This is a genomic window from Cryptosporangium minutisporangium (genome assembly GCF_039536245.1).
In the GTDB taxonomy this organism is placed as follows: Bacteria; Actinomycetota; Actinomycetes; order Mycobacteriales; family Cryptosporangiaceae; genus Cryptosporangium; species Cryptosporangium minutisporangium.
On sequence record NZ_BAAAYN010000036.1, the window covers coordinates 17,457 to 44,444 of the forward strand.

24 protein-coding genes and 1 pseudogene are annotated in these 26,988 nt (G+C 70.5%); 12 read left to right on the top strand and 13 right to left on the bottom strand.

The annotated features are described in order from the left end of the window. Positions 1-85: 85 nt before the first annotated feature. Positions 86-850 (top strand): annotated as a pseudogene (locus ABEB28_RS26245) (YihY/virulence factor BrkB family protein); the annotation flags it as partial. A gap of 85 nt (positions 851-935) precedes the next feature. Here ABEB28_RS26245 and ABEB28_RS26250 read toward each other — a convergent pair. Both ABEB28_RS26250 and ABEB28_RS26255 read right to left on the bottom strand, forming a co-directional pair. Further along, positions 936-2,369, bottom strand: a complete 1,434-nt coding sequence (locus ABEB28_RS26250) for a D-alanyl-D-alanine carboxypeptidase family protein (RefSeq protein WP_345730880.1) — start codon at positions 2,367-2,369, stop codon at positions 936-938. A 72-nt stretch (positions 2,370-2,441) separates the two neighbouring features. After that, entirely contained in the window at positions 2,442-3,404 is a 963-nt protein-coding gene (locus ABEB28_RS26255; RefSeq protein ID WP_345730881.1) for a hypothetical protein, read from the bottom strand. Positions 3,405-3,579: 175 nt separating this feature from the next. Here ABEB28_RS26255 and ABEB28_RS26260 point away from each other — a divergent pair, with 175 nt between their 5' ends. Further along, entirely contained in the window at positions 3,580-3,801 is a 222-nt protein-coding gene (locus ABEB28_RS26260; protein WP_345730882.1) for an SCO4848 family membrane protein, read from the top strand. A gap of 165 nt (positions 3,802-3,966) precedes the next feature. Here ABEB28_RS26260 and ABEB28_RS26265 read toward each other — a convergent pair whose 3' ends face one another. Genes ABEB28_RS26265 through sdhC form a run of 4 tightly spaced genes read right to left on the bottom strand, consistent with a single transcriptional unit; the run spans position 3,967 to position 7,342 of the window. Further along, positions 3,967-4,755, bottom strand: a complete 789-nt coding sequence (locus ABEB28_RS26265; protein ID WP_376981526.1) for a succinate dehydrogenase iron-sulfur subunit — start codon at positions 4,753-4,755, stop codon at positions 3,967-3,969. After that, a complete protein-coding gene (gene sdhA, locus ABEB28_RS26270; protein WP_345730883.1) occupies positions 4,755-6,497 on the bottom strand; it encodes a succinate dehydrogenase flavoprotein subunit in 1,743 nt (580 codons plus the stop codon). The genes ABEB28_RS26265 and sdhA overlap by 1 nt, the downstream gene beginning before the upstream one ends. 14 nt (positions 6,498-6,511) lie before the next feature. Beyond that, entirely contained in the window at positions 6,512-6,928 is a 417-nt protein-coding gene (locus tag ABEB28_RS26275; protein ID WP_345730884.1) for a succinate dehydrogenase hydrophobic membrane anchor subunit, read from the bottom strand. A gap of 3 nt (positions 6,929-6,931) precedes the next feature. Beyond that, on the bottom strand, positions 6,932-7,342 hold the full coding sequence (gene sdhC / locus ABEB28_RS26280) for a succinate dehydrogenase, cytochrome b556 subunit (RefSeq protein ID WP_345730885.1): 411 nt from the start codon (positions 7,340-7,342) through the stop codon (positions 6,932-6,934). Between the two features lie 729 nt (positions 7,343-8,071). Here sdhC and ABEB28_RS26285 point away from each other — a divergent pair. The 8 genes from ABEB28_RS26285 to ABEB28_RS26320 all read left to right on the top strand — a co-directional run bounded on the left by ABEB28_RS26285 (position 8,072) and on the right by ABEB28_RS26320 (position 17,680). Further along, on the top strand, positions 8,072-9,121 hold the full coding sequence (locus ABEB28_RS26285) for a BMP family lipoprotein (RefSeq protein WP_345730886.1): 1,050 nt from the start codon (positions 8,072-8,074) through the stop codon (positions 9,119-9,121). A 294-nt stretch (positions 9,122-9,415) separates the two neighbouring features. Continuing rightward, positions 9,416-10,909, top strand: a complete 1,494-nt coding sequence (locus ABEB28_RS26290) for an ABC transporter ATP-binding protein (RefSeq protein ID WP_345730942.1) — start codon at positions 9,416-9,418, stop codon at positions 10,907-10,909. Positions 10,910-10,941: 32 nt separating this feature from the next. Further along, positions 10,942-12,249, top strand: a complete 1,308-nt coding sequence (locus ABEB28_RS26295) for an ABC transporter permease (protein ID WP_376981532.1) — start codon at positions 10,942-10,944, stop codon at positions 12,247-12,249. Next, the gene (locus tag ABEB28_RS26300) at positions 12,246-13,709 is read left to right on the top strand and encodes an ABC transporter permease (protein WP_376981528.1); all 1,464 of its coding nucleotides are present in this window, start codon (positions 12,246-12,248) and stop codon (positions 13,707-13,709) included. The genes ABEB28_RS26295 and ABEB28_RS26300 overlap by 4 nt, the downstream gene beginning before the upstream one ends. Further along, on the top strand, positions 13,706-14,098 hold the full coding sequence (locus tag ABEB28_RS26305) for a cytidine deaminase (protein ID WP_345730888.1): 393 nt from the start codon (positions 13,706-13,708) through the stop codon (positions 14,096-14,098). Before ABEB28_RS26300 ends, ABEB28_RS26305 begins: the two co-directional genes overlap by 4 nt. A gap of 163 nt (positions 14,099-14,261) precedes the next feature. Further along, the gene (locus ABEB28_RS26310) at positions 14,262-15,545 is read left to right on the top strand and encodes a thymidine phosphorylase (protein WP_345730889.1); all 1,284 of its coding nucleotides are present in this window, start codon (positions 14,262-14,264) and stop codon (positions 15,543-15,545) included. A gap of 226 nt (positions 15,546-15,771) precedes the next feature. Continuing rightward, the gene (locus ABEB28_RS26315; protein WP_345730944.1) at positions 15,772-16,425 is read left to right on the top strand and encodes a DUF4272 domain-containing protein; all 654 of its coding nucleotides are present in this window, start codon (positions 15,772-15,774) and stop codon (positions 16,423-16,425) included. Positions 16,426-16,522: 97 nt separating this feature from the next. Next, positions 16,523-17,680, top strand: a complete 1,158-nt coding sequence (locus ABEB28_RS26320; protein ID WP_345730890.1) for a hypothetical protein — start codon at positions 16,523-16,525, stop codon at positions 17,678-17,680. 8 nt (positions 17,681-17,688) lie between these two features. Here ABEB28_RS26320 and ABEB28_RS26325 read toward each other — a convergent pair whose 3' ends face one another. Together ABEB28_RS26325 and ABEB28_RS26330 are read right to left on the bottom strand one after the other, a co-directional pair. Continuing rightward, entirely contained in the window at positions 17,689-18,405 is a 717-nt protein-coding gene (locus ABEB28_RS26325; RefSeq protein ID WP_345730891.1) for a maleylpyruvate isomerase family mycothiol-dependent enzyme, read from the bottom strand. 165 nt (positions 18,406-18,570) lie between these two features. Then, positions 18,571-20,775 (bottom strand): MMPL family transporter, encoded by a 2,205-nt coding sequence (locus ABEB28_RS26330; RefSeq protein ID WP_345730892.1) that lies wholly within the window; start codon positions 20,773-20,775, stop codon positions 18,571-18,573. Positions 20,776-21,125: 350 nt separating this feature from the next. Between ABEB28_RS26330 and ABEB28_RS26335 the strand changes: the two genes are divergently transcribed. Beyond that, entirely contained in the window at positions 21,126-22,253 is a 1,128-nt protein-coding gene (locus ABEB28_RS26335) for an adenosine deaminase (RefSeq protein ID WP_345730893.1), read from the top strand. 32 nt (positions 22,254-22,285) lie between these two features. After that, positions 22,286-23,227, top strand: a complete 942-nt coding sequence (locus ABEB28_RS26340) for an endonuclease/exonuclease/phosphatase family protein (protein ID WP_345730894.1) — start codon at positions 22,286-22,288, stop codon at positions 23,225-23,227. A gap of 140 nt (positions 23,228-23,367) precedes the next feature. Here ABEB28_RS26340 and ABEB28_RS26345 read toward each other — a convergent pair whose 3' ends face one another. The 5 genes from ABEB28_RS26345 to ABEB28_RS26365 form a co-directional block, all read right to left on the bottom strand. Beyond that, positions 23,368-23,565, bottom strand: coding sequence for a PspC domain-containing protein (locus tag ABEB28_RS26345; RefSeq protein ID WP_345730895.1), 198 nt, complete (start codon positions 23,563-23,565; stop codon positions 23,368-23,370). Positions 23,566-23,956: 391 nt separating this feature from the next. Beyond that, positions 23,957-24,313 (bottom strand): VOC family protein, encoded by a 357-nt coding sequence (locus ABEB28_RS26350; protein ID WP_345730896.1) that lies wholly within the window; start codon positions 24,311-24,313, stop codon positions 23,957-23,959. A 139-nt stretch (positions 24,314-24,452) separates the two neighbouring features. Continuing rightward, positions 24,453-25,454 (bottom strand): 5-oxoprolinase subunit C family protein, encoded by a 1,002-nt coding sequence (locus tag ABEB28_RS26355; RefSeq protein WP_345730897.1) that lies wholly within the window; start codon positions 25,452-25,454, stop codon positions 24,453-24,455. Next, positions 25,448-26,032, bottom strand: a complete 585-nt coding sequence (pxpB, locus tag ABEB28_RS26360) for a 5-oxoprolinase subunit PxpB (RefSeq protein ID WP_345730898.1) — start codon at positions 26,030-26,032, stop codon at positions 25,448-25,450. Before pxpB ends, ABEB28_RS26355 begins: the two co-directional genes overlap by 7 nt. 16 nt (positions 26,033-26,048) lie before the next feature. After that, on the bottom strand, positions 26,049-26,987 hold the full coding sequence (locus tag ABEB28_RS26365; protein WP_345730899.1) for a DNA primase: 939 nt from the start codon (positions 26,985-26,987) through the stop codon (positions 26,049-26,051). Position 26,988 lies beyond the last annotated feature (1 nt).

The following is a 26,988-nucleotide window of genomic DNA, read 5'->3' on the forward strand; positions in this document are numbered from 1 at the left end:
TCGGTTCGTCGCCTTCCCCTGGGTGCCGCCGTGGATCGTCGGGCCGGTCCGCCGTGCCCGCAGCCGCTCCCGCGTCTTCGACACGATGATCCGGGCCGCGGTCCGGTTCGACGAGGTCAACGCGGCCCGCCTGGCGGCGGCGATCTCCTACTACGCGTTCCTCGCGGTGTTCCCGCTCGGCCTGCTCTCGTTCTCGGTGCTGGGGCACCTGCTCTCCGACGACGCCGTGCTGACGATGCGCGTCGAGTCGTTCTTGCGGCAGAACATCCCCGGCCTACCGGTGACCGCGATCGCCGACGCCCGCAACACCGCCGGAGTGATCGGCGTGGTGGGTTTCCTCTACGCCGGCCTGCGCTGGGTGGACGCCGTGCGGAGCTCGGTGCGCGCGATCTGGCGGCGTAACGAGATGCCTAACAACATCGTCTACCGGACGCTGATCGACCTGGTCGGGCTGCTCCTGCTCGGCGCCGCGTTGCTGCTCTCGGTCGGGTTGACGATCGTGCTCTCCAGCGGGGCCAACTGGCTGCTCGGCGCGGCCGGGCAGGAGGGCGAGGTTCTCGGTGACACGACGCTGAGCGTGCTCGCGTTCGTCGCCGGGATGGTCGTGAACGTCGTCGCGTTCGTCGGCTTCCTGGCCGGGCTGCCCCGGCTGCGGATGTCGGCCCGCCGAGTGTTGGGCCCGGCATTGCTGGGCGCGGCCGGGCTGGAGGTGCTCAAGACCGTTGGGCGCCTCTACATCGACATGACCGAGTCCAACCCGGCCTACACGGTCGTGGCCGGCACCGTCGGTCTGCTCGTCTTCCTGTACCTCTTCGACCAGCTGCTGCTCTACTGCGCGGCGTTGACCGCGACGGCCCAGCGCGGCGGCGCGGTGATCGACCGCGGTGCCGGTGGTGTCCCGTGTCCGCCCGACTGCCCGCCTGAGGGAGCAGAAGTCAGCGCGGACCGTCCGGCTGGCGTGGACGGTTCGGGCGCGAACTCGACCCGCCGTACCGATGTGGTGGACGACCGGCCGGCCGCGGACGAGGACCGGACGGACCCCGATCCGGCTCGCGCCGTGGTGGCCGCGGAGGGGTCCCGGGACCGACCGGATGCGGCAGTCGCGCCGACCGACGTCGGCGCGCGGACCGGGCCCGCACCTGCCGAGCCCTGAGCAGCCCGACGCCCACCACCAGCAGGCTCACCCCGACGACGCCGGCCCCGACGAAGTAGGCAGACGGGCCCTCCTCGGTACCGGCCGGAGGGACGGCGTCCGCGCGGGCGGCGTCGGGGTTGCGGGTGCGTTCGGCGGCCGGCGCGTCGTTGGCGCCGTTGACCAGCCGCCCCACCGGCTCGGCCGCGGCCGGGAGCGCGAACCCCCAGTCGAGCAGACCCGCGGCCTGTTTCCACAGCGGCTCCGGCCGGTGCTCCCCGTCGAGCATCGTGACGACCAGCCGCCGCCCGTTCCGGGTGGCCGCACCGACGAAGGTGTGCCGGGCCTGGTCGGTGAAGCCGGTCTTCCCGCCGATCGCCCCCGGGTAGTTGTAGAGCAGCTTGTTGTCGTTCTGGATCTGGAACCCGGCGTACTTCCGCGGCGGCTGGACGTTCGGCTGCTGCGGGGGGATCTGCGCGGACTTCGTCGCGGTGTACTTGCGGAAGTCGGCGCGGGCGAAGTCGGCCCGCGCGATCAGCGCCAGGTCGTAGGCGCTGGTCCACTGGCCGGGGCCGTCGAGCCCGGACGGCGTCACCGCATGGGTGTCGTTCGCGCCGAGCTTCGCCGCGGTCGCGTTCATCGCCGCGAGCCCGCCCTTGACGCCGGAGTCGCCGCCGATCAACCGGGCCAGCACGTTCGCCGCGTCGTTGCCGGAGACCAGCATGAGCCCGAGCAGGACCGTCTCGAGCCGGTACCGGCCGCCCTCCACCAGGCCGACCGCGGAGCTGCCCGACTCGAACGCGAGGTCGCCCGCGGTGACCGTGACGACCTGGTCGGGTTTCACCCGCGGCAGCGCGGTGAGGGCGGTGAGCAGCTTCAGCGTGCTCGCCGGAGCGTGCAGCGCGTGCGGGGCGCACGCAGCCAGCACCTCGCCGCTGTCCAGGTCGGCGAGTACCCAGGCATGGGCGTTGAGGCTCTTCGGCAGCGCTGCGGGCGAGTTCCCCGGCAGCACCAGCCCGTCGCTGCCCATCCGCTCTCCGCCCACCGGGTCCTCGGTGTCCTCGGTGGTGGGCGGCGTCGGCCGCGGGGGTGCAGTCACCGGCGGCGACGCCTTGGCGATCGGGCACCGTGGGTCGTCGGCGGCCGTGGCGGTGCCGGCCGCGGGGCCGGTCACCGTCAGGCCGCTGACGGCGCACACCAGGGTGAGCACTGCTGCAGCGAGTCGAACCGGTCTCACTGGGCGAACGCTACCCGGATCCGGGCGCGTCGCCGGGTAGTTGTGCGCGCGTCGTGGATGAGCGAGCGCCGCTCAGACCGTCGGCGGCGGGGTCGTCTTGGTGGCTTCCAGGAGCGCGTCGAGTTTCTGCTCGATCGCGTTCATCCGCTGATCGACGTATTCCTTCAGCTCCGCGACCTGGTTGGAGTGGTCGTGCCTCATGACCGATCCGCGGTAAGCGTTCCCGTCGCCGCCCCGCACCGTGTCGTCGATGGCGTCGAGCTGGGTGCGGGCGCGCTCGCTGTTGGCCTTGATCCGCGCCCACTCGGCCTGCGGCACCTGGGCCATGTCTTCTCCTCCGTTGGTGCGGTGGTTCTGCCAGTCACGCAGAATCGACGAACTGTAGGTCTCGTAGCCGGCCAGTCCGGATAGGTGCAGGTGGTGATCGGCCGACGAGTAGCGTCCGCGGAACGAGTCCCGGCGCGTGTACTGGTGGCCGTTGATGTTCAGGTAGTAGACCCAGCGGTAGTTGCCGGCCCGGAGACGCGGGATCAGCCAGCGCTCCAGCCCGGTCATGTTCGGGGCCTGCAGGTCGATCGCGTAGACCTTGCCGAACCGGCACCGTCGGCCGGCGTACCCCTCCGAGCACCAGGGCGTGTGGCCGCCCGAGCCGCGTAAGTGGGCGGCGTTGCCGATCACGCCGAGGCAGCGGTAGCCCAGGCGCCGCATCGCCATCGCGGCGTCGTACTCGTCGGCGACGCCCTCGATCGGCGTCCAGCGGACGCGGGCGCCGGTGGACGGTCTGATCACCGAGCCGCCGTCGCGGATCGCGAACGTCGTCACGGCGTTCGCGGCGGCTCCGGCGCCGCCTGCGCCCTCGGGTGGGATTGGTTCGTCCGGATCGAGGGCTTCAAGGGGCCAGGACGGTGCGGTGACCGCCGCCTCCAGAGTCACCGGAACCGTCGGCATGACCTCGGCTAACGCGGCCAGCTCAGCGTCGGTGTGGGTTTCCTCGGGGGCGGGCGGCACGACAACACCCGGCAGTGGCTCGGACACGTTGTGCGCCTCCGGGTCGCTTCGGGTACCCCCGGACCGGTACCTCGTGCAGCCGCGGGGCAAACCCAGAGTAGCGATCATGCGGGCGTTCTCACGAGTCCTGGGTGTATGCGCAGGAACGCTCTGGGAGGCGGGGCGGCGGGAGGGGCACGTGGTGAACGGTCATACTGGATCCGTGGTGCTCTCTCGTCGCTGGTCAGCGTTCCTGCTCGTCGCGGGGGCCTGGAACTGGCTGATCTGGCCGCGGTTCGCGAAGGCGATCTGGGACGACCCACGCGCCTGGGACGACGGCTCCCCGACGTCGTTTCTCACCGTCCACGCTGTACTCATTGTGACGGCACTCACGATCGGCACGGTCACAGCGCTGCTCGGCCTCAAGGGCCTCCGCGCACGATGAAGCCCCGCCGGAGGCGGGGCTTCTGAGGCCGCGCAGCGGCCGTAGTTCTTGTTCTGACTGTGCCCGCCCAGGACGAGGCTGGCAGTCGAGCGCGAGGCCGTCGCGACCTGATGTGTGTCTCAAGGCCTCCCGCTCGCCTGTCAGGCTCGCACGTCAGCGGGCCGCTCACACCCTGCGGAAGAGGAGGGCTCGCTTGACTTCCTGGATCGCCTTGGTGACCTCGATGCCTCGGGGGCAGGCGTCGGTGCAGTTGAACGTCGTCCGGCAGCGCCAGACACCCTCGGCGTCGTTGAGGATCTCCAGCCGCTCCTCCGACCCCTCGTCACGCGAGTCGAAGATGAACCGGTGCGCGTTCACGATCGCGGCCGGACCGAAGTACTGGCCGTCGTTCCAGAACACCGGGCACGAGCTGGTGCACGCCGCGCAGAGGATGCACTTGGTCGTGTCGTCGAACCGGGCCCGGTCCTCCGCCGACTGCAGCCGCTCCTTGGTGGGCTCGTTGCCGTAGGCGATGAGGAACGGCTTCACCGCGCGGTACGCGGCGAAGAACGGCTCCATGTCGACGATCAGGTCCTTCAGGACCGGCAGGCCCTTGATCGGCTCGATCGTGACCACTTCGCCGTCCTTGGTCAGCAGGTCCTTGAGGAGGACCTTGCACGCCAACCGGTTGACGCCGTTGATGCGCATGGCGTCCGAGCCGCAGATGCCGTGCGCGCACGACCGGCGGTACGTCAGGGTGCCGTCCAGGTAGCCCTTGACGTGACCGAGCGAGTTGAGCAGCCGGTCGCCGGGCGTGACCGGGACCTCGTACGTCTCCCAGTGCGGCTCGGCGTCCGTCTCCGGGTTGTACCGCCGGATCTTCAGGTTGACGGTGCGGATGACCGTCCCGGAGGTCGTCTTCTCGACGAGTTCCTCGTCGGTCGGGTCCTTCGTGATCTCCATGGTGGCGGCCATCAGTACTTGCGCTCCATCGGCTGGTAGCGGGTCACGACGACGGGCTTGGTGCCGAGCTTGATCTCCCCGTTCGGCTGCCGGTACGCCATCGTGTGGTGCATGTAGTTCTCGTCGTCCCGCGTGGTGTAGTCCTCACGGGAGTGACCACCGCGCGACTCCTTGCGAGCCTCCGCGCAGTAGACGAGCACTTCGGCCAGGTCGAGCAGGAAGCCCAGCTCCACGGCCTCGAGCAGGTCGGAGTTGTAGCGCTGGCCCTTGTCCATGATCGAGATCCGGCCGTACCGCTCCTTGAGCCCGGCGATGTCGTCCAGGGCCTGCTTGAGCGATCCCTCGGTGCGGTAGACGGCCGCGTTGAGGTCCATCGTGTTCTGGAGTTCCTTGCGGATGTCGGCCACCCGCTCGTCCCCGGTGGAGGACCGCAGCCCTTCGACGAGGGCGATCACGGTCTTCTCCGGGTCGGACGGCAGCTCGACGTGGTCGTGACCCAGCGCGTACTCCGCCGCCGCGAGGCCGGCCCGACGCCCGAACACGTTGATGTCGAGCAGCGAGTTGGTGCCCAACCGGTTCGCACCGTGCACCGACACGCAGGCGACCTCACCCGCGGCGTAGAGGCCCGGGATGACGTTCTCGGCGTCCCGCAGCGCCTCGCCGTGGATGTTGGTCGGGATGCCGCCCATCGCGTAGTGCGCGGTCGGGTACACCGGGACCGGGTCGGTGTACGGCTCGACACCCAGGTAGGTCCGGGCGAACTCGGTGATGTCGGGCAGCTTGGCGTCGAGCTGCTCCGGCGGCAGGTGCGTGAGGTCGAGATAGACGTAGTCCTTGTGCGGACCGGCGCCGCGTCCCTCGCGCACCTCGGTGGCCATCGCGCGGGCGACGATGTCGCGGGGCGCGAGGTCCTTGATCGTCGGGGCGTACCGCTCCATGAACCGCTCACCGGAGTCGTTGCGCAGGATGCCGCCCTCGGCCCGTGCGCCCTCGGTGAGCAGAATGCCCAGGCCGGCCAGGCCGGTCGGGTGGAACTGGTAGAACTCCATGTCCTCCAGCGGGAGGCCCTTGCGCCAGACGATTCCCATGCCGTCGCCGGTGAGGGTGTGGGCGTTCGACGTCGTCTTGAAAACCTTGCCGAAGCCGCCGGTGGCGAACACGACGGCCTTGGCGTGGAAGACGTGGATCTCGCCGGTGGCCAGCTCGTAGGCGACCGCGCCCGTGCAGACCGGACCCTCGGGGGTCTCGGTCATGATCACGTCGAGGACGTAGAACTCGTTGTAGAACTCGATGCCGTGCTTGACGCACTGCTGGTAGAGCGTCTGCAGGATCATGTGGCCGGTGCGGTCGGCGGCGTAACACGCCCGGCGGACCGCGGCCTCGCCGTGGTTACGGGTGTGGCCACCGAACCGGCGCTGGTCGATCCGGCCCTCGGGGGTGCGGTTGAACGGCAGCCCCATCTTCTCCAGGTCGAGGACCGCGTCGATCGCTTCCTTCGCCATGATCTCGGCGGCGTCCTGGTCGACCAGGTAGTCGCCACCCTTGATCGTGTCGAAGGTGTGCCACTCCCAGTTGTCCTCCTCGACGTTGGCCAGGGCGGCACACATACCGCCCTGCGCCGCGCCGGTGTGGGAGCGGGTCGGGTAGAGCTTGGTCAGAACGGCCGTCCGAGTTCGCTGGCCCGCCTCCAGGGCGGCGCGCATACCGGCGCCACCTGCCCCGACGATGACCGTGTCGTACCGGTGGAACTGCATCTCGGTCTCCCTGGTCAGCTGATGTTCGGGTCGAAGGTGAAGATGACCAGCGTGCCGAGCGCGATGATCAGCGTCGTCGTGGTGTAGAGCAGCATCTTCAGCCAGAACCGAGTGCCGTCCCGCTCTGCGTAGTCGTTGATGATCACCCGCAGCCCGTTGGTGCCGTGCAGCTGCGCGAGCCAGAGCAGTGCCAGGTCGAACACCTGCCAGAACGGGCTGGCGTACTTGCCGGCGACGAACGCGAAGCTGATCCGCTGGACGCCACCGTCGATGAACGCGTTGACGAACAGGTGGGTGAAGACCAGGCCGACGAGCAGTAGGCCGGAGAGGCGCATGAACACCCAGGCGTACATCTCGAAGTTCGTGCGGTTGGTCGCGCGCTGACGCCGCGGGGAGCGGGGCGCCTCGATCTGCAATCCGGTGGTTGCCATCGCTCAGCTCCCGAACACTTCGAGGAACGCGTGCTTGAGCAGGTAGTACGAGCTCGGGACCATCAAGGCGACCCAGAGCACGACGATCACCCGCAGCATCACGGCCTGGTATTTGGTGCCCTTCGACCAGAAGTCGACCAGCACGATCCGGATCCCGTTCAGAGCGTGGAACGCGATCGCGGCCGTCAGGCCGAGCTCCATCAGGCTCATGATCGGGTGCTTGTACGACGCGATCACGTCGTTGTAAGCGTCTGGCGACACCCGGATCAACGCGGTGTCGAGAACGTGGACGAAGAGGAAGAAGAAGATCAGGACGCCGGTGACCCGGTGGGCCACCCACGACCACATCCCCTCACGACCCCGGTAGAGCGTGCCCGCCGGAAGACGACGGGCGGTGGGTGCGGCGCTGGGCATCCGACACACGCCTCCGTGGTGAAAGGTGGAGACCGGAAGCAGCGTGCTGACTGCCCCCGGGCAGGCACGGCTGTGGCAACAATCAGACACACCCGCGTCTTCGAATGCTATTCCCAGGATCCGGACACCCCTATATGGGTGTGAGGTGTCAGACCAGGTGAGTGGCGACTCTCACAGGGCAGCACGAGGTCGTCCGAGCCCTGCGGAGCGGGGGATCGGACCGACGGGAACTCGAGCGGTCGTCTGGCGGCTCGGCGTGGCGTCTCCAGCGTCGGACGGTACGGCCTTTCACGATAAAGCATTGGAGAAAGGCCAAACGGGCGCGCTTACACCGTTGCCAACAAATGCAACGAGAGTTCAGCAACATTTGCCGTTAACCAGCCGTGCGCCAACGGGACGAAATGCAGCTAGATGTCTAGATCGAGCGCGCGACTCCGCTTGCCCGGCGCACGAGACGCCGACGCAACATCAGTTTCATCTGTCGGTTACGACACGCCCGTTAGTGTCCCCTCGACGCCGACCGGGCCAGCAAGCGATGGGGCTCAGCCGGTCGGACCGGTGAGTCTCCGCTCCGATCCGGTTTAGTCACGGTCCGGTGACGACTGCCTGCTCCGCTTCAATCCACGTCTACCTGCGCCTACGCTCCCTCTGTTCTGCACTGACCGCGCCGCACGATGGTCGCGGCGGACGCACGCAGACCGGGGCTGTGCCCAGGGGAAGGAGACTGTCTTGCGCTACCCGCGTGGGATGAAATTCGCGGCGGTGGCCGCGGTCTTGGCGATGGCGCTCACGGCCTGTGGGGGGAGTGACGACGACTCCGCGAGCACGGATTCGACGTCCGGCTCCGACCAGACGCTGAAGATCGGCCTCGCCTACGACATCGGCGGGCGGGGCGACAAGTCCTTCAACGACGCCGCCGCAGCCGGTTTCGACAAGGCGGCCGAGGAGTTCAAGCTCGAGAACAAGGAGCTTGCCGCCAAGGCCGACGAGGTCGACGCCGACAAGGAGGCGCGGCTCAAGGAGCTCGCCGACGCCGGTTACAACACGATCGTCGCGGTCGGCTTCGCGTACGCGAACGCCCTGAAGACCGTCGCGCCGGACTACCCGGACGTGAAGTTCCAGATCATCGACGACAGCAGCGTCACCGCCGAGAACGTGTCCTCCTACACGTTCAAGGAGAACGAGAGCGCCTACCTCGTCGGCGCGCTCGCGGCGCTGAGCAGCAAGACCGGCACCATCGGCTTCGTCGGTGGCGTGAACAACCCGCTGATCCAGAAGTTCCAGGCGGGCTTCGAGGCCGGCGCCAAGGCTGCCAAGCCGAGCATCAAGGTGCTGCCGGTCTACATCTCGCAGCCGCCGGACTTCAGCGGCTTCGCCGCCCCCGACAAGGGCAAGGTCGCTGCCACCGGTCTCTACGAGCGGGGCGCGGACGTCGTCTACGCCGCGGCCGGGCTGTCGAACAACGGTGTCTTCGAGGCCGCTGCGGCGACCAAGAAGTGGGCGATCGGTACCGACTCCGACCAGTTCCTGAGCGCCGCGCCCGCGGTGAAGCCGTACATCATCGGGTCCGCGCTCAAGGGCGTCGACACCGCGGTTTACGACTTCATCAAGTCGGTCGAGAACGACTCGTTCAAGGCCGGCAACACCGAGCTGGGCCTCAAGGAGGACGGCGTCGGTTACGTCATCAACAACGAGCAGTTCAAGCAGTTCGCGACGCAGATCGACAAGTTCAAGGCGGACATCGTCGCCGGCACGATCAAGGTGCCGACGACCGTCTGAGTAATGCCGGCCGGCCCCCGCTCCGGTGAGCGGGGGCCGGCCGGACCATTTCCGCCCCCCGCTGCCGGCGACGCAGCCGTCGGGGCCACCTGCACCCGGCCGCTCGGCGGCCACAGCGACAGGCTGTAGTTTTCGCACGCGCCCGACCGGCGCCGCCCGCACAACCCCCGGTGACCACCACGCACCGCCCGAGGAGAGGAGACGGCCATCTCCGAGACGACCGGCCCCGCCGGCCCGACCACCGGCGACGGCCCTGCCGATCGCACGGCTGCCGCCGGCCCTCCCGCCGTCGAACTGCGTGGCATCACCAAACGCTTCCCCGGCGTCGTCGCCAACTCGGACGTCAACCTCTCGGCCGACCGCGGCGAGGTGCACGCGATCGTCGGCGAGAACGGCGCAGGCAAGTCGACGCTGATGAAAACGCTCTACGGCTTGCACAAGCCGGACGAGGGCGAGATCCGGATCGACGGAGAGCCGATTTCGTTCTCCTCGCCGTCCGACGCGATCAAGGCCGGCGTCGGCATGGTCCACCAGCACTTCATGCTCGCCGACAACCTCACCGTGCTCGAGAACATCGTGCTCGGCAGCGAGCCGACGCGGTTCGGGTTCCTCGACCGTCGCCGCGCCCGCGCGAAGGTCAGGGAGATCGCGTCCGCTTACCACCTGGACGTGGACCCGGACGCGCTGGTCGAGGAGCTCGGTGTCGGTGACCGGCAGCGGGTGGAGATCCTCAAGGTGCTCTACCGGGGCGCCCGGATCCTGATCCTGGACGAGCCGACCGCGGTGCTGGTCCCGCAGGAGGTCGACGAGCTGTTCGGCAACCTCCGCGAGCTCAAGGCCGAGGGCCTCACGGTGCTGTTCATCTCGCACAAGCTGGACGAGGTGCGCGCGGTCGCCGACCGGATCACGGTGATCCGCCGCGGCACCACGGTGCGCACCGTCGAGCCGAACGAGGTCACCGCCCGCGACCTGGCCCAGCTGATGGTCGGCAGCGAGCTGCCCGAGCCGGAGCTGCGTGGTTCCACGGTCACCGACCGGGCCGTGCTGAGCGTCGAACAGCTGACCGTGCTGGCGGCGAACGGCCGCCCGGTGGTCGACGGCGTCGACCTCACCCTGCACGCCGGTGAGGTCGTCGGGCTGGCCGGCGTCGAGGGCAACGGGCAAGCCGAGCTGGTCGAGGCGATCATGGGCATGCGGCCGTCCACCGGGATCGTGCGGCTGGCCGACAAGGACATCAGCGACTGGGGCACCCGGGAGCGCCGCGAGGCGGGCATCGGGTACATCCCGGAGGACCGGCACCGCCACGGCCTGCTGCTGGACGCGCCGCTCTGGGAGAACCGCATCCTCGGTCACCAGACCCAGGCGCCGAACGTCCGAGGAGCGTTCGTCAACCGCAAGGGCGCGCGGGAAGACACCGAGCGCATCGTCCGCGAGTACGACGTCCGGACGCCCAGCGTCGACGTCTCCGCGTCCTCGCTCTCCGGCGGTAACCAGCAGAAGCTGATCATCGGCCGGGAGATGAGCCACGAGCCGGCCGCGCTGATCGCCGCCCACCCCACCCGCGGCGTCGACGTGGGTGCCCAGGCCGCGATCTGGGACGAACTCCGGCGGGCCCGCGCGGCCGGCCTCGCGACCCTGCTGATCTCCGCCGACCTCGACGAACTGATCGGGATGTCCGACACCCTCTACGTGATCCTGCGTGGCCGCATCGTGGCCCAGGTCGATCCCCACAGCGTCACCACCGAGGAGCTCGGTGCCGCGATGACCGGAGCGGGAGAAGCAGCGTGAGCCCCAAACTCCGCCTGCGCCGCATCGGGCTGATGCTGGCCGCGCCGGTCCTCGCGCTGGTTATGGCGTCCCTGCTGGTCACCGTGCTGCTCCTGGCGCTGGGCAAGGAGCCGGGCGTCGTCCTGGACGCGATGGTCCAGTCCGGCAAGCGGCCCGGCAACATCGTCGACATCGTCAACCGGGCCACGTTCCTCTACATCGCGGCGCTCGCGGTCGCGATCGGGTTCCGGATGAACCTGTTCAACATCGGCGTGGACGGCCAGTACCGCCTCGCCGCGTTCCTCGCCGCCGCGGTCGGTGGAGCGATCGTGCTGCCCGGCCCGCTGCACATCCTGGTGGTCCTGATCGTCGCGATGGCGGTCGGTGCGGCCTGGGCCGGAATCGCCGCGATCCTCAAGGTCACCCGGGGCGTCAGCGAGGTCCTCTCCACGATCATGCTCAACGCGATCGCCACCGCGGTGATCGCGTACCTGCTGCGGGACGGCATCCTCGGCGTGCTCTCCGGCAGCGGCAACGAGGTCGGCACGAAGCCGATCCCGGAGTCGGGCTGGTTCCCGTCGCTCGACCCGATCGCGCGCCCGATCATCGAGGCGCTCAGCAGCTCCGGGCTGCTCGACTCGGACACCGTGCAGAACCCGAAGCTGCCGGCGTCCAAGGAGGTCTACGGCTTCCTGGTCGTCGCAATCATCCTCGGCATCCTCTACGCGGTCCTGGTCGACCGCACCCGGTTCGGGTTCGACCTGCGCGCCACCGGCTCGTCGCCGACCGCCGCGGTGGCCAGCGGTGTGAGCGTCAAGCGGATGGTGCTCACCAGCATGCTGCTTTCCGGCGCGGTCGCCGGCCTGATCGGTATGCCGGAGTTGCTCGAGGGACGCGGCCACAACTTCTCGCTGAACTTCCCCAGCGGCATCGGCTTCACCGGGATCGCGGTCGCGCTGCTCGGCCGGAACAACCCGATCGGGATGGCGCTGGCCGCGCTGCTCTGGGGCTGGGTCGACGTGACCACGCGGTCGCTGGCGATTCTCGACCCGCCGAACGACACCTCGGACAAGGTCGCGTCGATCGTCCAGGCGTTGATCGTGTTCTGCGTCGTCATCGCGTACGTCGTCGTGAACCGGTGGGCGAAGGCTGCGGAGGCACGGCAGGTGGCGCAGGAGCTGGCCTCCGGCCACGACCTCTCCACCGAGGAGCCGGTGCCCGCCGCGGTCGGTTCCGCCGCGTCGAAGACCGATGCGGACGCGTCGCCGCCCGCCACCGCAGGCGGCTCTCCGGAGCCGGGGGAATCGCCGGGCGCGAAGCGCTCGGACGATGAGGGCACCGAGCGGGAGGGGGGACGATGAGCCTCATCGATACGGGGACCGCACCGGCACCCGCCGGCCCGGCCCAGCCCGCGCGCATGAGCCGGGCCCGCATCTACTACATCGTGATCGCGGTCATCTTCGCGTTCTTCATCGTCCGTGCCCTGCTCGGTGCCGACGACCTCACCTCGGCCGGTGCGATCCGGGCGGCGCTGCAGCTCGCGGTGCCGATCGGCCTCGCGGGTCTGGGCGGTGTCTGGACCGAGCGCGCCGGCGTCACGAACATCGGCCTCGAGGGCATGCTCATCGTCGGCACGCTCTTCGGGGCCTGGGCCGGCTACCAGTGGGGGCCGTGGAGCGGCGTCGTCGTCGGCCTCTTCGCCGGCGCGGTCGTGGGTGCGCTGCACGCGATCGCCACGGTCGTTTTCGCGGTCGACCAGATCGTCTCCGGCGTCGCGATCAACATCCTCGCGGTCGGCGTCGGTGGCGTGCTCGGCAAGGTGTTCTTCGAGGGCAAGGAGGCTGCCAGCGAGCGGCAGTCGCCGCCGATCCCGGACATGGGTACCTGGTCGATCCCGGGGATCGACGGTCCGCTCGGTGACCTGGAAGCCAAGCACTGGGTGGTGCTCTCCGACCTCGCTGGCATCCTGCGCGGCATTTTTGTCGGGCTGTCGCCGCTGACCGTGCTCGCGATCGCGCTGGTGCCGCTGAGCTGGCTGATTCTCTGGCGGACCGGGTTCGGTCTGCGGCTGCGCTCCTGCGGTGAGAACCCGGTCGCGGCGGAGACGCTCGGCGTCAACGTCTACCGGACGAAGTTCCTGGCGGTCGTCATCTCGGGTGCGTTCGCGGGCCTCGGTGGCGTCTACCTGGTGACGGTCTCCAGCGGCACGTACCTGGAGGGCCAAGTCGGCGGGCGTGGCTTCATCGGCCTCGCCGCGATGATCTTCGGTAACTGGACACCGCTGGGCACGGCCGCCGGTGCGCTGCTGTTCGGCTACACCGACGCGCTGCGCTTGCGGTCGGACGACTCGTCGGTGCCCGCGCTGCTGGCGTTCGCGGCGGTCGCGCTGATCTTCCTGGCGCTCCGGCAGATGTGGCGGATCTACCGGACCGACGGTCCGAGCGCTCTGCTCCGTCGCCTGAGCCCGAGCGCGGTCTGGCTGGTTGCGGTCGGCGTCTTCGCCGGCTTCGTCGCGCTGGGCGTCTCGGCGGCCGACGGGTGGGGCACCACCGGCATCGTCACGCTGGGGATCCTGATCGCCGCCGGGTTGGGTTACGTCGGTGTCCGACTGGGTCGACGCACCGAGGCGGGCCCGTTGACGCTGTACCTGCCGACCGCGGTGGTGCTCGGCGTGCTCACGTTGACCGGGTTCGAAGTGCCCAACCAGTTCGTCGGGGTCACACCCAACATCGTGACGCTGCTTGTGCTGGCGTTCGCGACCCAACGCCTCCGAATGCCCGCGGCCGACGGCCTTCCGTACCGAAGAGGTGAGGGCTCGTGACGATCGACTGGGACGCGTTGCGGAGTGCGGCTACGGCGGCGATGGAGAAGGCGTACGCGCCGTACTCCAAGTTTCCCGTCGGCGTCGCCGGGCTGGTCGACGACGGGCGGATCGTGGTCGGCTGCAACGTCGAGAACGCGTCGTACGGCCTGGGGCTGTGCGCCGAGTGCGGCATGGTGTCGGCGCTGGCGGCCTCCGGCGGAGGCCGCCTGGTCGCGGTCGCGTGCGTCGACCGGTCCGGGAATCGGCTGATGCCGTGCGGCCGCTGCCGCCAGCTGCTCTGGGAGCACGGCGGGCCGGACTGCCTGCTCGACACGGTGTCGGGAGTCCGCCCCATGCGGGAGGTGCTTCCCGACGCGTTCGGCCCGGACGACTTGCTGACCCGGTGAACGCCGTGCATGCGTGGCGCGACGCTGCTGGGCTGAATTCGGGCGGCCGCTCCCGCGTACGATCGTGGGCCGGGTGACTGCAGCCTTTTCGACCGGCGCCTGCTGAGGTCGGGGACCTTCGAGAGGGCCGGAGGTTGAGAAGGTTCACGGAGCGGAGGCAGGCGTGCACTTCACGGCAGTCGATGTGATTCGGGCAAAGCGCGACGGCGCTGCCCTCACCGACGCGCAGATCGACTGGGTGATCGACGCCTACACCCATGGCCGGGTCGCCGAGGAGCAGATGGCCGCGCTGGCGATGGCGATCCTGCTGCGCGGGATGGACCGCCGCGAGATCACCCGCTGGACGGCCGCGATGATCGCCAGCGGCGACCGCATGGATCTGAGTGGCGTTTCGCGTCCGACGGTGGACAAGCACTCCACCGGCGGCGTCGGCGACAAGATCACGCTGCCGCTGGCACCGCTGGCCGCTGCCTGTGGTGCGGCGGTGCCCCAGCTCTCCGGCCGCGGCCTCGGACACACCGGAGGGACGCTCGACAAGCTGGAGTCGATACCCGGCTGGCGCGCCCGGCTGAGCACCGAGGAGTACCTCGCGCAGCTCGCGTCCGTCGGCGCGGTGGTGTGCGCGGCCAACGACACGCTGGCTCCGGCCGACCGCAAGCTGTACGCGCTGCGCGACGTGACCGGCACGGTCGAGTCGATCCCGCTGATCGCCTCGTCGATCATGAGCAAGAAGCTCGCCGAGGGCGCGTCCGCGCTGGTGCTCGACGTCAAGGTCGGGTCCGGCGCGTTCATGAAGACCGAGGCGCAGGCGCGTGAGCTGGCCGAGACGATGGTCGCGATCGGATCCGACCGCGGCGTCCGGACGGTCGCGCTGCTGACCGCGATGGACACGCCGCTGGGGTACGCGGTGGGGAACGCGCTGGAGGTCGTGGAGAGCGTCGAGGTGCTGGCCGGCGGGGGCCCTGCCGACGTCGTCGAGCTCACGGTCGCGCTGGCCCGTGAGATGGTCGCCGCGGCGGGGCTGGACGTCGATCCCGCCGAGGTACTGGCCTCCGGGAAAGCGATGGACACCTGGCGGGCGATGATCAGCGCGCAGGGCGGTGACCCGTCCGCGCCGCTGCCGGTCGCACCGGTCACCGAGGTGGTCCGCGCCGAGCGGGACGGCGTCGTGACCCGGCTCGACGCGTTCGCTGTGGGAGTCGCCGCCTGGCGTCTGGGCGCGGGCCGCGCACGCAAGGAGGACGCCGTCTCGGCGTCCGCGGGCGTCCGGCTGCACCGCCGTGAGGGCGATCGGGTCGCCGCGGGCGACCCGATCCTGGAACTGCACACGGAGGACGCCGACCGGATCCCGCCCGCCCTCGAAGTTCTGTCTGCCGGGTTGGTCGTCGGCGCGCCGGATACCGCGGTGCTCGCCGGACCGCTGGTGCTCGGCCGGATCGGCGGTTGACCGTGCTGCGTCACCCCGGCCGCCCCAGAAGGGGGTGACGATGGCGAACGACCCCGACCCCGACCTCGGTACGGTCGCCGTGCCCGACGTCGACACCGCGACGCCGGCCGTGGCCGCACCGCTGGCGCAGGGGACGCAGTCCGGCCGGGCCGCGCCCAAGCGGCGCGCTGGTGCCGAGCCCGACCCCGAGCCGGAGGGTCAGACGACCCCGGCTCCGGATCCGGTGATGATCCGCGCCGCGACGCTCGCCGACCTCGCGGACCTCGGCTTTCCGCCGCCGCCGGACGGTTATCCGCTGGTCTGGGAGCCCGGGGACGCGGTGGCGCTGCGGCCGACCGCGGAGATCCTGGCGCGCTGCGCGGTGCTCAACGCGGTGCTGGCCGGCGTGTTCGGTGCTCCGCCGGAACTGACCTGCGGCTGGCTCGAACGCAACGACCTGGTCGACGCGGTCACCGCGCCCGAGTGGGAGTTCCTGTCCGAGCGCAAGGGCTCGGGTGACCTCTACGGGCTGCACGTCGAGGCGCTGTGGGCGTTCGCCTGGGTGCTCGGGGTCGGTGAGGACCTCGATCCGGGCCGGTACTGCGGCGAGGGCCTGGCGGCCTGGCTGCCCGATATCGGCGCCGGTGAGTCGTTCGGTGCGTGGCAGGGGCGGGCCGGCGTTCGTCCCCGTCCGGCCGCCGAGGTCGCCGCGCTGCTCGATCTGCATTACTGCCTCGACTGGGGGCACGTGCAGGCGTTGATGAACGACGAGCCTCCGCCTGGGGTGACGCTACCGTACGTGATCGGCCAGAGACGCTGGGCATTGGAATGGGCAGTCACCTTCCGCGGTCCGTACCATCCCGCGCCGCCGCGCTGGGACGAGGTTGATCTGGCAAGTTGAAAAGCCTCCGCAGGTAGACCTTGCCTCTCTAGAGTGGCAAGGCGGCGCGGTGCTCCCGGGACTTTCGCGCCAGAAGTTAACCGGAGGGATGCGAACAGTGACGGGGACCAGCCGTCCGGCCGATCCACCGACGGGACGAGCGCATCGCGCGTTCCTCCCCCTCCTCGCGATTGCCGGGCTGCTCCTGGCCGCGTGCGGGCAGGGAACCGCAGGCGGAGAGGACCGGAGCACCGCCGGGCCGACCGGCGAAGACACGTTGAGCTCCAGCCTCGTCGCGTATCACGGCGTTCCGATCGGTGGCCGGTTCATCGACGCCGACCGGGGCGCGCTGGTGCGCACCCGGTGCACCGCCGAGAGCTGCGGCTACCAGCTGCTCCAGACCTCCGACGGCGGTCAGACCTGGTCCGCGTCGACCGTGCCCGGTGCCCCGGTGACCAGCGCGCCGCTCGACGACGCGCACGCCGTCGTCCTACCCGGCGGCCAAGTGGTCACCGAGATCCAGGTGGCGGCCGATCGTCCGGCCCGGCACACCACGGACGGCGGCAAGACGTGGCCGGCGCAGAGCGCGGCACCGGTGGGCGCGACCGCCGAGGTGCCGAACGACGGCACGCTGGTCGGCTGGTGCGCCCAGAGCGTCGACTGCACCGAGCCGTTCCTCCGGGTGATCAAGGTGAACGGGACGTCGTCCTCGTTCGGGCCGCCGCCGGCCGAACTCGCCGAGACGGTCAGCGCCACCCGCGACGCCGAGGGCTCGATCTGGGTGCAGGGACGGGACGGCGTCGGGCGGGTACTGCTCGCGGTCAGTCGCTCCAACGGCGAGAACTGGACGGTCAACCGGGTGCCGGCGCCCGCGGCGGCGACGGTGGAGATCGCCGCGGTCGGCGAAGCGGCGTGGGTGCTCTCGGCGACCGCGCCGGAGAGCGGCACCGGGGACACCGGTGAGACGACCACGGGCCGCAAGATGCGCCAGTCGCTGCTCTACAGCGCGAACTCCGGGGCGGCGTTCGACAGCGTGAAGCTCGCCGAGGAGTACCGGGTCAACGCCGACAGCGGCATCGGGATCACCGAGTCCGGTGACGCGGTGATCTCGTCCGACGGTCGGGTCGCGGTGGTGTCCCCCGACGGTCAGGTCACCCCGGTCAAGGACGTCCAGGGCGCCGTCTACGACCTCGGTGCCCAGATCCTCGTCTACGGCCCCGGTGGCAGCTGGGTCTCCTCCGACGCGGTCACTTGGAAGCCGCTCCCCAAGGGTTAGGGCGGCCGCTAGCTCCAGGGCGGGAGTTCGGGGAGGTCGCCCGAGATGGTGAGCGCGGGAGCGGCGAGCCCGACGCGGCCGACCAGCCAGGCCAGGATCGCGGCGTCCGGACCGTCGAGCGTCGCGACGACGTCCCCCGTACCGAAGCGGCTCGGCCCCACCTGCACCGCCGCGTTCGACGGCAACCGGCCGGGCAGCTTCGCCAGCTCGTGCGGCAGGTGGCAGGCCACGAACTCCTCCGGCCACGACTCGATCGTGTAGACGTCCATCCCCAGGTCGATGTGGTGGATCTCGACCTCGCGCCAGCGCGACCAGGCGCACCGGGACGCCGGGTACGCGCCGGTCGGGAACTGGACCTGACGGCCCCACGTCGGTGCGGTCATCCGCGCGAACGCGTGCACCACCTGGATGTTCGCTGAGTAGACCTCGTCCGCCAGATCGTTCGCGCTGCTCTGCGCGCCGAGCTCGATCTCCGCCTCGCGCACGGTGGGTCCGCCCGGGTAGGCGGCGACCGGCCGTTGGGTGAGCACCCCGTCGATCAGCCGCACCATCGCTTCGCCGCCGCGCGCGACGTGCGCGACCACGTGTCCGCGGGTCCAGCCAGGGAGGACGGAGGGTTCACGGATCTCCGCGTCGGTGAGGGTGGCGAGTGTGGCGGCGAATCTCTCCTGCGCCAGCGGGACGTTCGCAACGGCGGCGGGGAGGTCGTACGTCGACGTTGTCACCCGGCACATCCTGCCCTGACCGACACACTCGGTGCAGGACCGTTTTACCGATTCTCGCCGAACGGTCGAGCTTGCGCGTCGACTGACGGGTATCCGCCCCCAGACGGGGCACTGAAATGCCGCCGTTCGCGGGTATTGGCGGCTCCGGTCGGGGGTGTCGGCGCGTCAGTCTCGTGCAGCCGCACCACTGAGGACAGCAGGCTCCGGAGTGGACTCCGCGGCCACCGGGGGTGTGGACGGCGCCTCCCGCAGACCGAACCGGTCGTAGACCTTCCGCAGCGGACGCGGCGCCCACCAGTTCGCCCGGCCGAGCAGCGTCATCGTGGCCGGAACCAGCAGGCAGCGGACGATCGTCGCGTCGATCAGCACCGCGACCACCAGGCCGACGCCGATCTGCTCGACCGTGCCGATGTCACCGAGGACGAAGCAGGAGAACACGATCACCATCGCGATGGCGGCCGAGGTGATGATCTTGCCGGTCCGCTGCAGCCCGGACCGCACCGCCGCGTCGTTCGACTTCCCGGAGTCGTACTCCTCCTTGACCCGGGCCAGCAGGAACGTCTCGTAGTCCATCGACAGGCCGAACGCGAACACGAAGATCACGATCAGGACGCCGGGGTCGAGGCCGGGGTTGACCAGCAGGTCCAGCGGGCCGGCGCCCCAGCCCCACTGGAAGGCGGCGACCATCGCGCCGAACGTCGCGCCCATCGACACCAGGTTCATCAGCAGCGCCTTGATGGGCACGACCACCGAGCCGGTCATCAGGAACAGCAGCACGAACATCGCCAGCGCGATGACACCCGCGGCGAGCGGAAGGTCTCGCTTGTAGAGCTCCAGCTCGTCGGCGAAGTACGCGGACTGGCCGGTCACCCACGACTCGCCACCGTCCGGACGGTCGGCCCGTAGGCGCTCCACCAGCTCACGGGCGGCCGGCCCGCTGGCGTCCCCGCGAGTGTCGATCGACACCACGGACGTGCCGGGACGCAGCTGCTCGGCTTCCCCGATCCGGCGGACCTCCGGGTCGTCGGCGAAGCCGGCGGCCCACTGGTCGAGCGCGGCGGCGTCCACCCGAGCCACCACCGAGAGCGACGGCGCCTCCTGGCGGCCGAAGCGGCTGTCCAGCGTGTCGAGCACCCGGCGGGACTCGATCGACGTCGGGATCTCGCCGAGCCCCGGCGAGCTGATCTTCGTCGAGAACACCGGGATCGCGGCCAGGAGCAGCACGGCCAGCGAGCCCACCAGGACGATCAGCGGACGGCGCTGGACACCCCTGGCGACCGCGGCGAACACACCGCGCTCGGGCTTGACGTGCCGGGCCTTGCGGAACCGGCTGGTACCGGCCGGGGTGATCCGGCGGCCGATCAGGCGGAGCATCGCCGGCACCAGCGTCACCGCGGTGAGCATCGTGACCAGCGCGATCGAGATGCCGGCCGCGCCGATCGCCTGCATGAACGGCATCTGGACGACGACCAGGCCGGCGAACGCCGCCATCACGGTCATCGCGGAGAACGCGACCGTTCGACCGGCCGTGCCACCGGCGCGGTGGATCGCCTCTTCGCGCAGTGCCAGCGGCAGGATCGGCTTGCCGACCCGCACCTTCTTGGCGTTCAGGTCGGGGCCGGCAGCGGCGACCAGCGCGGCCAGTTCCTCGCGGTACCGGGAGACCACCAGCAGGCCGTAGTCGATCGAGAGACCGAGCCCGAGCAGCGTGACGACGGTGACCGTGTCACTGCCCAAACCGACGAACTTCGAGAAGCCCCAGAGCGTCAGCATCGCGGTGGCCACCGAGGCGATCGCGCCGATGATCGGCAGCCCGGCGGCGATGAACCCGCCGAACACCACGATCATGAACAGCAGCGTCAGCGGCAGCGAGATGAGTTCCGCGGTGGTCAGATCGCTCTCCACCGCCTCGTTGATCTCGCGGCCGAGCAGCTGGTCGCCGCCGAGCTCGAGCTTCGCGCCCGACAGGCCGTCGTCGATCCGGTCGAGCCGCTTGCTCACCGCCTCGACCGAGCTGTCCTCGACCTCTTCGTCGAGGTCCTTCTCGTAGTGGACGACGACCAGCAGCGCGCGCTTGTCCTGGGAGATCAGCGTCGGGCCGGCGGAGTACGGGGTGTCGACCCGGGTCACTCCCTGCTCACCGCGGACGTCCGCGGCGGCCTGCTCGACCGCGGCCTTCGTCGCGGCCGCGTTCGGGTCGACCCGGTCGATGACCGCGATGACCGAACCGCCCTCGGTCTCCGCTTCCTCGAGGACGTCGCCCCCGGTCACCGACTCGAACTTGACGTCGTTGCGGTCCTGGTCGAGGGACTCGAAGACCGGCCCGCTCGCGAAGACACCGCCCACGATCGCGAAAACCCAGACGGCCACAACTAGTAAGCGATGCCGGAAACAGAATCGACTCAACCGACCGAACATCCGTCTACCCCTCCGTGCCCCGCACCCCCGCCGGGCGCGTCGGGGCTAACCCTCTCGGAGCAGCCCTGTTGCGGGCATCAGGTAGCCACCCTGATTCGACCCCGGGCTCCAGGGGTCTCGGGCCTAGGGGCGACCCCCTAATACGGAGGTATCGATACCGAAGTATGAGTGCGGCGAGCGACCGGCTCGGTGTGACGGCCGGATGAACGGGCACGGCCCGTTCCGCAACGAACGCGCAACGACATCGTGCCTGCTCACCGCGCGTGAGGTCTGGATGCCGGGCTGGGATAGCCTCTGCGAGCATGAGTGATCCGTTGGCCTACTCCGACATCGTTCGGGCTCCCAAGGTGCTGCTGCACGACCACCTCGACGGAGGGCTCCGGCCGCGGACCGTCGTCGAGTTGGCTGGCGAGACCGGGTACCGCGACCTCCCCACCACCGACGTCGACGAGCTCGGGGAGTGGTTCCGGGTGCAGGCCGACTCCGGTTCGCTGGTCCGGTATCTGGAGACGTTCAGCCACACCGTCGGCGTCATGCAGACCAAGGACGCGTTGAGCCGCGTCGCCGCCGAGTGCGCGTACGACCTGGCGCTCGACGGTGTGGTCTACGCCGAGGTGCGGTTCGCGCCCGAGCTGCACATCGAGCAAGGCTTGACGCTCACCGAGGTCGTCGACTCGGTTCTGCACGGTTTCGAGGCCGGTGCCGCGGAGGCCGCCGCTGAAGGCCACACGATCCGGCTGGGGACGCTGCTCACCGCGATGCGGCACGCGGCACGGTCCCGCGAGATCGCCGAGCTGGCGGTCGCTTACCGGGACGCGGGCGTCGCCGGCTTCGACATCGCCGGCGCGGAAGCGGGCTTCCCGCCCACCCGTCATCTGGACGCCTTCCAGTACATCAAGCGCGAGAACGGCCACTTCACCATCCACGCGGGCGAGGCGTTCGGGCTGCCGAGCATCTGGGAGGCCCTGCAGTGGTGCGGCGCCGACCGGCTGGGCCACGGCGTCCGGATCGTGGACGACATCGAAAGCCCCGCGGCCGACGGCGGTTCGCTGCCCGACGTCGACCCCAGGGACGGGGTAGTGCGCCTCGGACGGCTGGCCGCCTACGTCCGGGACAAGCGGATACCGCTGGAGATGTGCCCCTCGTCGAACATCCAGACCGGGGCAGCGCCGTCGATCGCCGAGCACCCGATCGGGTTGCTGCGTGACCTGCGCTTCCGGGTCACGGTGAACACCGACAACCGGCTGATGAGCAACACGTCGATGTCGAAGGAGTTCGCGCTGCTCTCCGAGGCGTTCGGGTACGGCTGGGCCGACCTGCGCTGGTTCACGGTCAACGCGATGAAGAGCGCGTTCCTGCCCTTCGACGAGCGGCTACGGCTGATCGAGGACGTGATCAAGCCCGGCTACGAAGAACTTGTGGGTTCGTGACCGCTAGCGCGGGAGTCGCTCGCCGAACGGGCGTGCGGCTCTGGAACGGAGTTCTCTGGCTGTCGGTGGCGGGCCTCGTGGCCTGGCTGCTGGTCCGCGGTTTCGGGTTCGACCATCGGACGCCGTTCGCGCAGCTGGTCTCGTTCACGCCGTACGTCGCCGTGTGCTCGCTGGTGCCGTTGGCGGCGGCGCTGGTCACCCGCGCGTGGCGGATCGCGGTGGTGACCGGGATCGTGGTGGCCGTGTTCGCGGCGTTCGTCGTGCCTCGGGTGGTGCCCCGGGGCGCCCCGGACGGCGTCCGGCTGACCGTGATGGCGTTCAACACGAAGATCGGCGCGGGCTCCGTGGAGGAGGTCGCCGCGCTGGTCCGTCGGGAGAAGCCGGACGTGCTGACCGTCCAGGAGCTCACGCCGGAGTGGGCCGCTCGCTTCGCGGCGTTGGAGCTGTTCCCGTACTCGGCGCTGCGGGCGCTGCCCGGTGCCGCCGGGACCGGCATCTGGGCGAAGCACCCGCTGACCGACGCGCGGACGGTCGACCCGAAGTCGGGGTTCGACCAGACGTTCGCGGTGCTGCGCCGGCCGGGGAAGCCGCCGGTGGAGGTGGTGAGCGCGCACCCGCGTCCGCCGACGATCCGGCCGGAGGACTGGGGATCGCCGCGGCGGTGGGTCGGAGATCTCGAGCGACTGCCGGCGGCGTCGGACTCCGGGCCGGTACGGGTGATGGCCGGCGATTTCAACGCGTCCCTGGACCACTCGCCGTTCCGGGAGCTCGTCGACACCGGGTACGTGAGTGCCGCGGTCCAGGTCGGGAAGGGACTCGTCCCGACCTGGCCGATGAACGGGAACCATGCGCCGCCGGTGACGATCGACCACGTGCTGGTCGATTCACGCGGCGGCGCGTCGTCGTTCGATGCGTACACAGTGGCCGGCTCCGACCACCGCGCCATCATCGCCGACCTGGTGATTCCCTCCTAGGCCCGCGCAGCAGGGCTTCTTCGCTCTGACCTGGAGCCCGTCGAGGACGAGGCTGGCGTCCGATCGTGAGGCCGTCGCGACCTGGTGTGTGTCTCAAGGCCTCGTGATCGGCCGTCGGGCTCGCCCCCTCGGCGGGCCGCTCACTCAGAAGGGATCATGGCCCAGGCGATGAGATAGATGAGGAACTGCGGCCCGGGGAGCAGACACGAGAGGACGAAGAGCAGGCGGACCGTGTTGGCGGACATCCCGTAGCGGCGACCGATCGCGGCGCACACCCCGGCGAGCCACCGGTCGTTCCGCGGACGGGCGAGGCGACGGCCGTAGGACACCGAAGACATGGGGGCACCTTCTTCTCACGGGGGCCTTCGTGAGGCCGGTGGATTTCGGCGGGCGGATCACCGCGCCGATATCCACGGTGCGCCCCGTGCCGCGCCGATACCTCGGCCAGGAGTCGGATTCCCGTGTCCGGGCTAACCCCGGGACGTGCTGGGCCGTTGCTCAGGGCTGCTAGGCCGTGCCTCAAAGGTTCCGGCCGCCGTGGCCACGGTCCAGGCGGCGGTCCGGCAAGGCGGAGGTTCGTCCGGATGCCGCCGTCGTATCCGGACGAGCCGACAACGCGGCCGGTCGTCGTCTGGACCGCGGCCACGGCGGGTTGCTGGCCTTTGAGACACGGCCTGGCGCGCAGTGCCGATGGGCTGCCCTGGCGGCGGCCCTGAGCGTGGCGCTCGGCTACTGCTCGAAGATGCCGAACACGTTGCCTGCCGGGTCGCGGAAGCGCGCGGTCACCTCCGGAGCGTCCGCTCCGATCGGCTGGATCACTTCGCCGCCGTGCTGAACCAGCGCCGCGATCGTCTTCTCGACGTCGTCCACCATGATGTAGATCAGCAGGCCGGGCTCGGACGCCGGCGGCCGCCCGGTGACCCACACTCCACTGACCTCGCCGACCGTGTCGTCGAACGCGAGCGCGCCGTCACCCCGCCGACGCAGCGCCCATCCGAAGACCCGGCTGTAGAAGTCGCCTGACTGCCGTACGTCGACGGCCGGAATCTCGAGATAGCAGAGCTTGCCGTTGGCCAATGTGGGCATCGCCGCTCCGTAACCGTCGTTTTCGGACCGTACGCCGATAAGTGTGCCGTTCCGCACGCTGTATCGGGCGCTGTCGTCCGTGAAGTGCCATGAAATACCGATGTTCTCGGCTGACTCACGTACGCCGCACCCGTTCGGCTCAGGAATCGAGGCGACGCAGGCGTAGCACGGTGCCGGGTGGCGCTTGCGCGGCCAGCCACAGATCGTCGGGATCGACCACGCCGATCACTGGATATCCGCCGGTGACCGGGTGGTCGGCGAGGAAGAGCACCGGACCGGACGGTGGAATCTGCAACGCACCGGCCACCATGCCCTCGCTCGGCAGCTCGTCGGAGACCGCGCGGGCCAGCGGCGGCCCGTCCAGCCGGGCACCGACCCGGTCGCTCTGCGGTGTGACGGTCCAGCCGGTGACGTAGAGGGTCTCGACGGCCTCCGGGGTGAACCAGTCTTCGCGCGGCCCCGGGTGCACCCGCAGCACCGGCTCCGGCGGAATCTCCGGCTCGACGACCTGCCGGGCCGCGAATCCGGCCCGTACGCCGTCGAGGTCGAGTTCGCCGTCCGAGACCCAGGTGTCCTCGCGCTCGGCGCGGTCCGTGGCCACTGGGCGGCCGGATGCGTCCGGGCCGGCGTCGTCCGACGGGCGGGCACCGCCTGACCCGAGCGGAAGACGGTCGCCGTCGCGGACACGTGCCGGGCCGAGCCCGGACAGCGTGTCGGTGCTGCGGCTGCCGAGCACCGGCTCCACCGCGACGCCGCCGGCGACGGCCAGGTACGCGCGAACGCCGGCGCGAGCGGCGTCCACCCGGATTTCGGCACCGGCGGGAACCCCGACCGCGGCACCGTGGGGCACCGGAACCCCGTCCACCGACAGCCGGCAGCGCGCCCCGGTGAGCGCGATCACGACGTCCGCATCGGGCACGGCCACGAGACCGCCGAGGGTCACCTCCAGCGCCGCCGCGGAGGCGGCGTTGCCGACGAGCGCGTTCGCGCGCGTCAGCGCGGGCAGATCGGCGGCGCCGGACCGCGGGACGCCCACGTGGGCCCAGCCGGGGCGGCCCCGGTCCTGGACGGTCGTGAGCGGGCCCCCGGACCGGATCGTCAGCACGGACCGGATCGTCAGCACGGACCGGATCGTCAGCACGGGGTGAACCGCACCCGGTCGCCGGGGGAGAGCAGTGCGGGCGGGTCGGCGGCCGCGTCCCAGAGGGTCTGGTCGGTGCGACCGATCAGCTGCCAGCCGCCGGGGGAGGGGCGCGGGTACACGCCGGTGAAGTCCCCGGCCAGACCCACCGCGCCGACCGGTACCCGAGTCCGCGGCGAGCTGCGGCGCGGGACGCGCAACGGCTCCGGGAGCCCGGTGAGGTAGCCGAAGCCGGGTGCGAACCCGGTGAACGCGACCGTGTAGACCGCGCCGGTGTGCAGCGCCACGACCCCGTCCACGTCGACGCCGGCCAGGGCGGCGACGTCCTCGAGGTCGGGGCCGTCGTACCGGACACAGATGGTCAGCTCCCGGCCGACCTGCTCCGGCGCTTCGTCCGGACGCCACGCCGCTGCCCACCGGAGATCCGGGGCCTGGCCGGGACTGGTGCGCACCAGCACGGTGCGCGCCCCCGGGACGACGTCCTCGATCCCGGGCAGCGCACGCCGGACGATCTCCGCCCGCAGCGCCGCCGGGTCGCTGGTCTCGATCAGTTCGGCGTCCCGACCCATCCGGCTCATGCGTGGGTTGTTCGGCTCAGTCGTGCCACTCGACGGACGAGGTGATCCGGCCGATGACGCTCCGCCAGGCGAGCGCGACCTGCTCGGCGCCGATCCTCTTGAGCTTGCGGCGGCCGAAGAACCCCTTGGCGCGCAGGGCCTCGTCCAGATCGTCGAGCGGACTGCCGGGGGCGAGGACGGCCTCGACCTCGGCGAGTTCCAGCGCGTACGCCAGGTCGCGGGCGAGCTCACCGGCGCCGATGATCAGGTCGCGCTCCCACACGTCCCGGCCGCCGCGGAGGTTCTCGACCACGAGGTCGAGTTCGTAGCGGTCCTCGTCGTCCGGGACGACCAGGTCGGGGGTGATCGTCTCGACCAGTTCCGCCCAGCTCTCGCTGTCGGCCAGGTCGTGGACGGCACCGGACTTCACGAACGCGACGAGCGACTCCGGCTCGTGGAAGAGGTGGAGCTTGCCTGCGGTGGCGAGGAACACCGCCTCTTCCTCGCCGGCGGCGACCCGGGCTCGGCCGGGCTCCTCGTCGAGTGGCTCCTCGTCGTCGAGCGCGGTTTCGTCGTCGAGGTCGTCGTCGAGGTCGTCGTCGAGGTTGCTGTCGCGGGTGCGGCGGCGCTCGTCCTTGTCGTCGTCCTCGTCCTCGGCGGAGTCGCGGGCGGGGCGATCGTCGTCGTCCTCGTCCGTGTCGTCGGCGTCCCCGGCGGCGAGCGCTTCGGCTTCGAGCTCCTCGTCGATGTCGTCGTCGACCGGCTCCTCTTCGACGACCCGGTACTGCCGGAGCGTCAGACCGACCCCGCCGCGCGGTAGCGCGATCTCGACCGGGTCGATGCCGAGCGCGGCCCAGTACTCGGCCACACGGGCCGACCGTTCACCCTCCGGCGCGTCGTCCTCGGCGGCCTCGGGTTCGTCGTCGGTCACCGCGTCCTCACGCGGTTCGACGTCCTCCGGGTGCCTGCCCGCCACG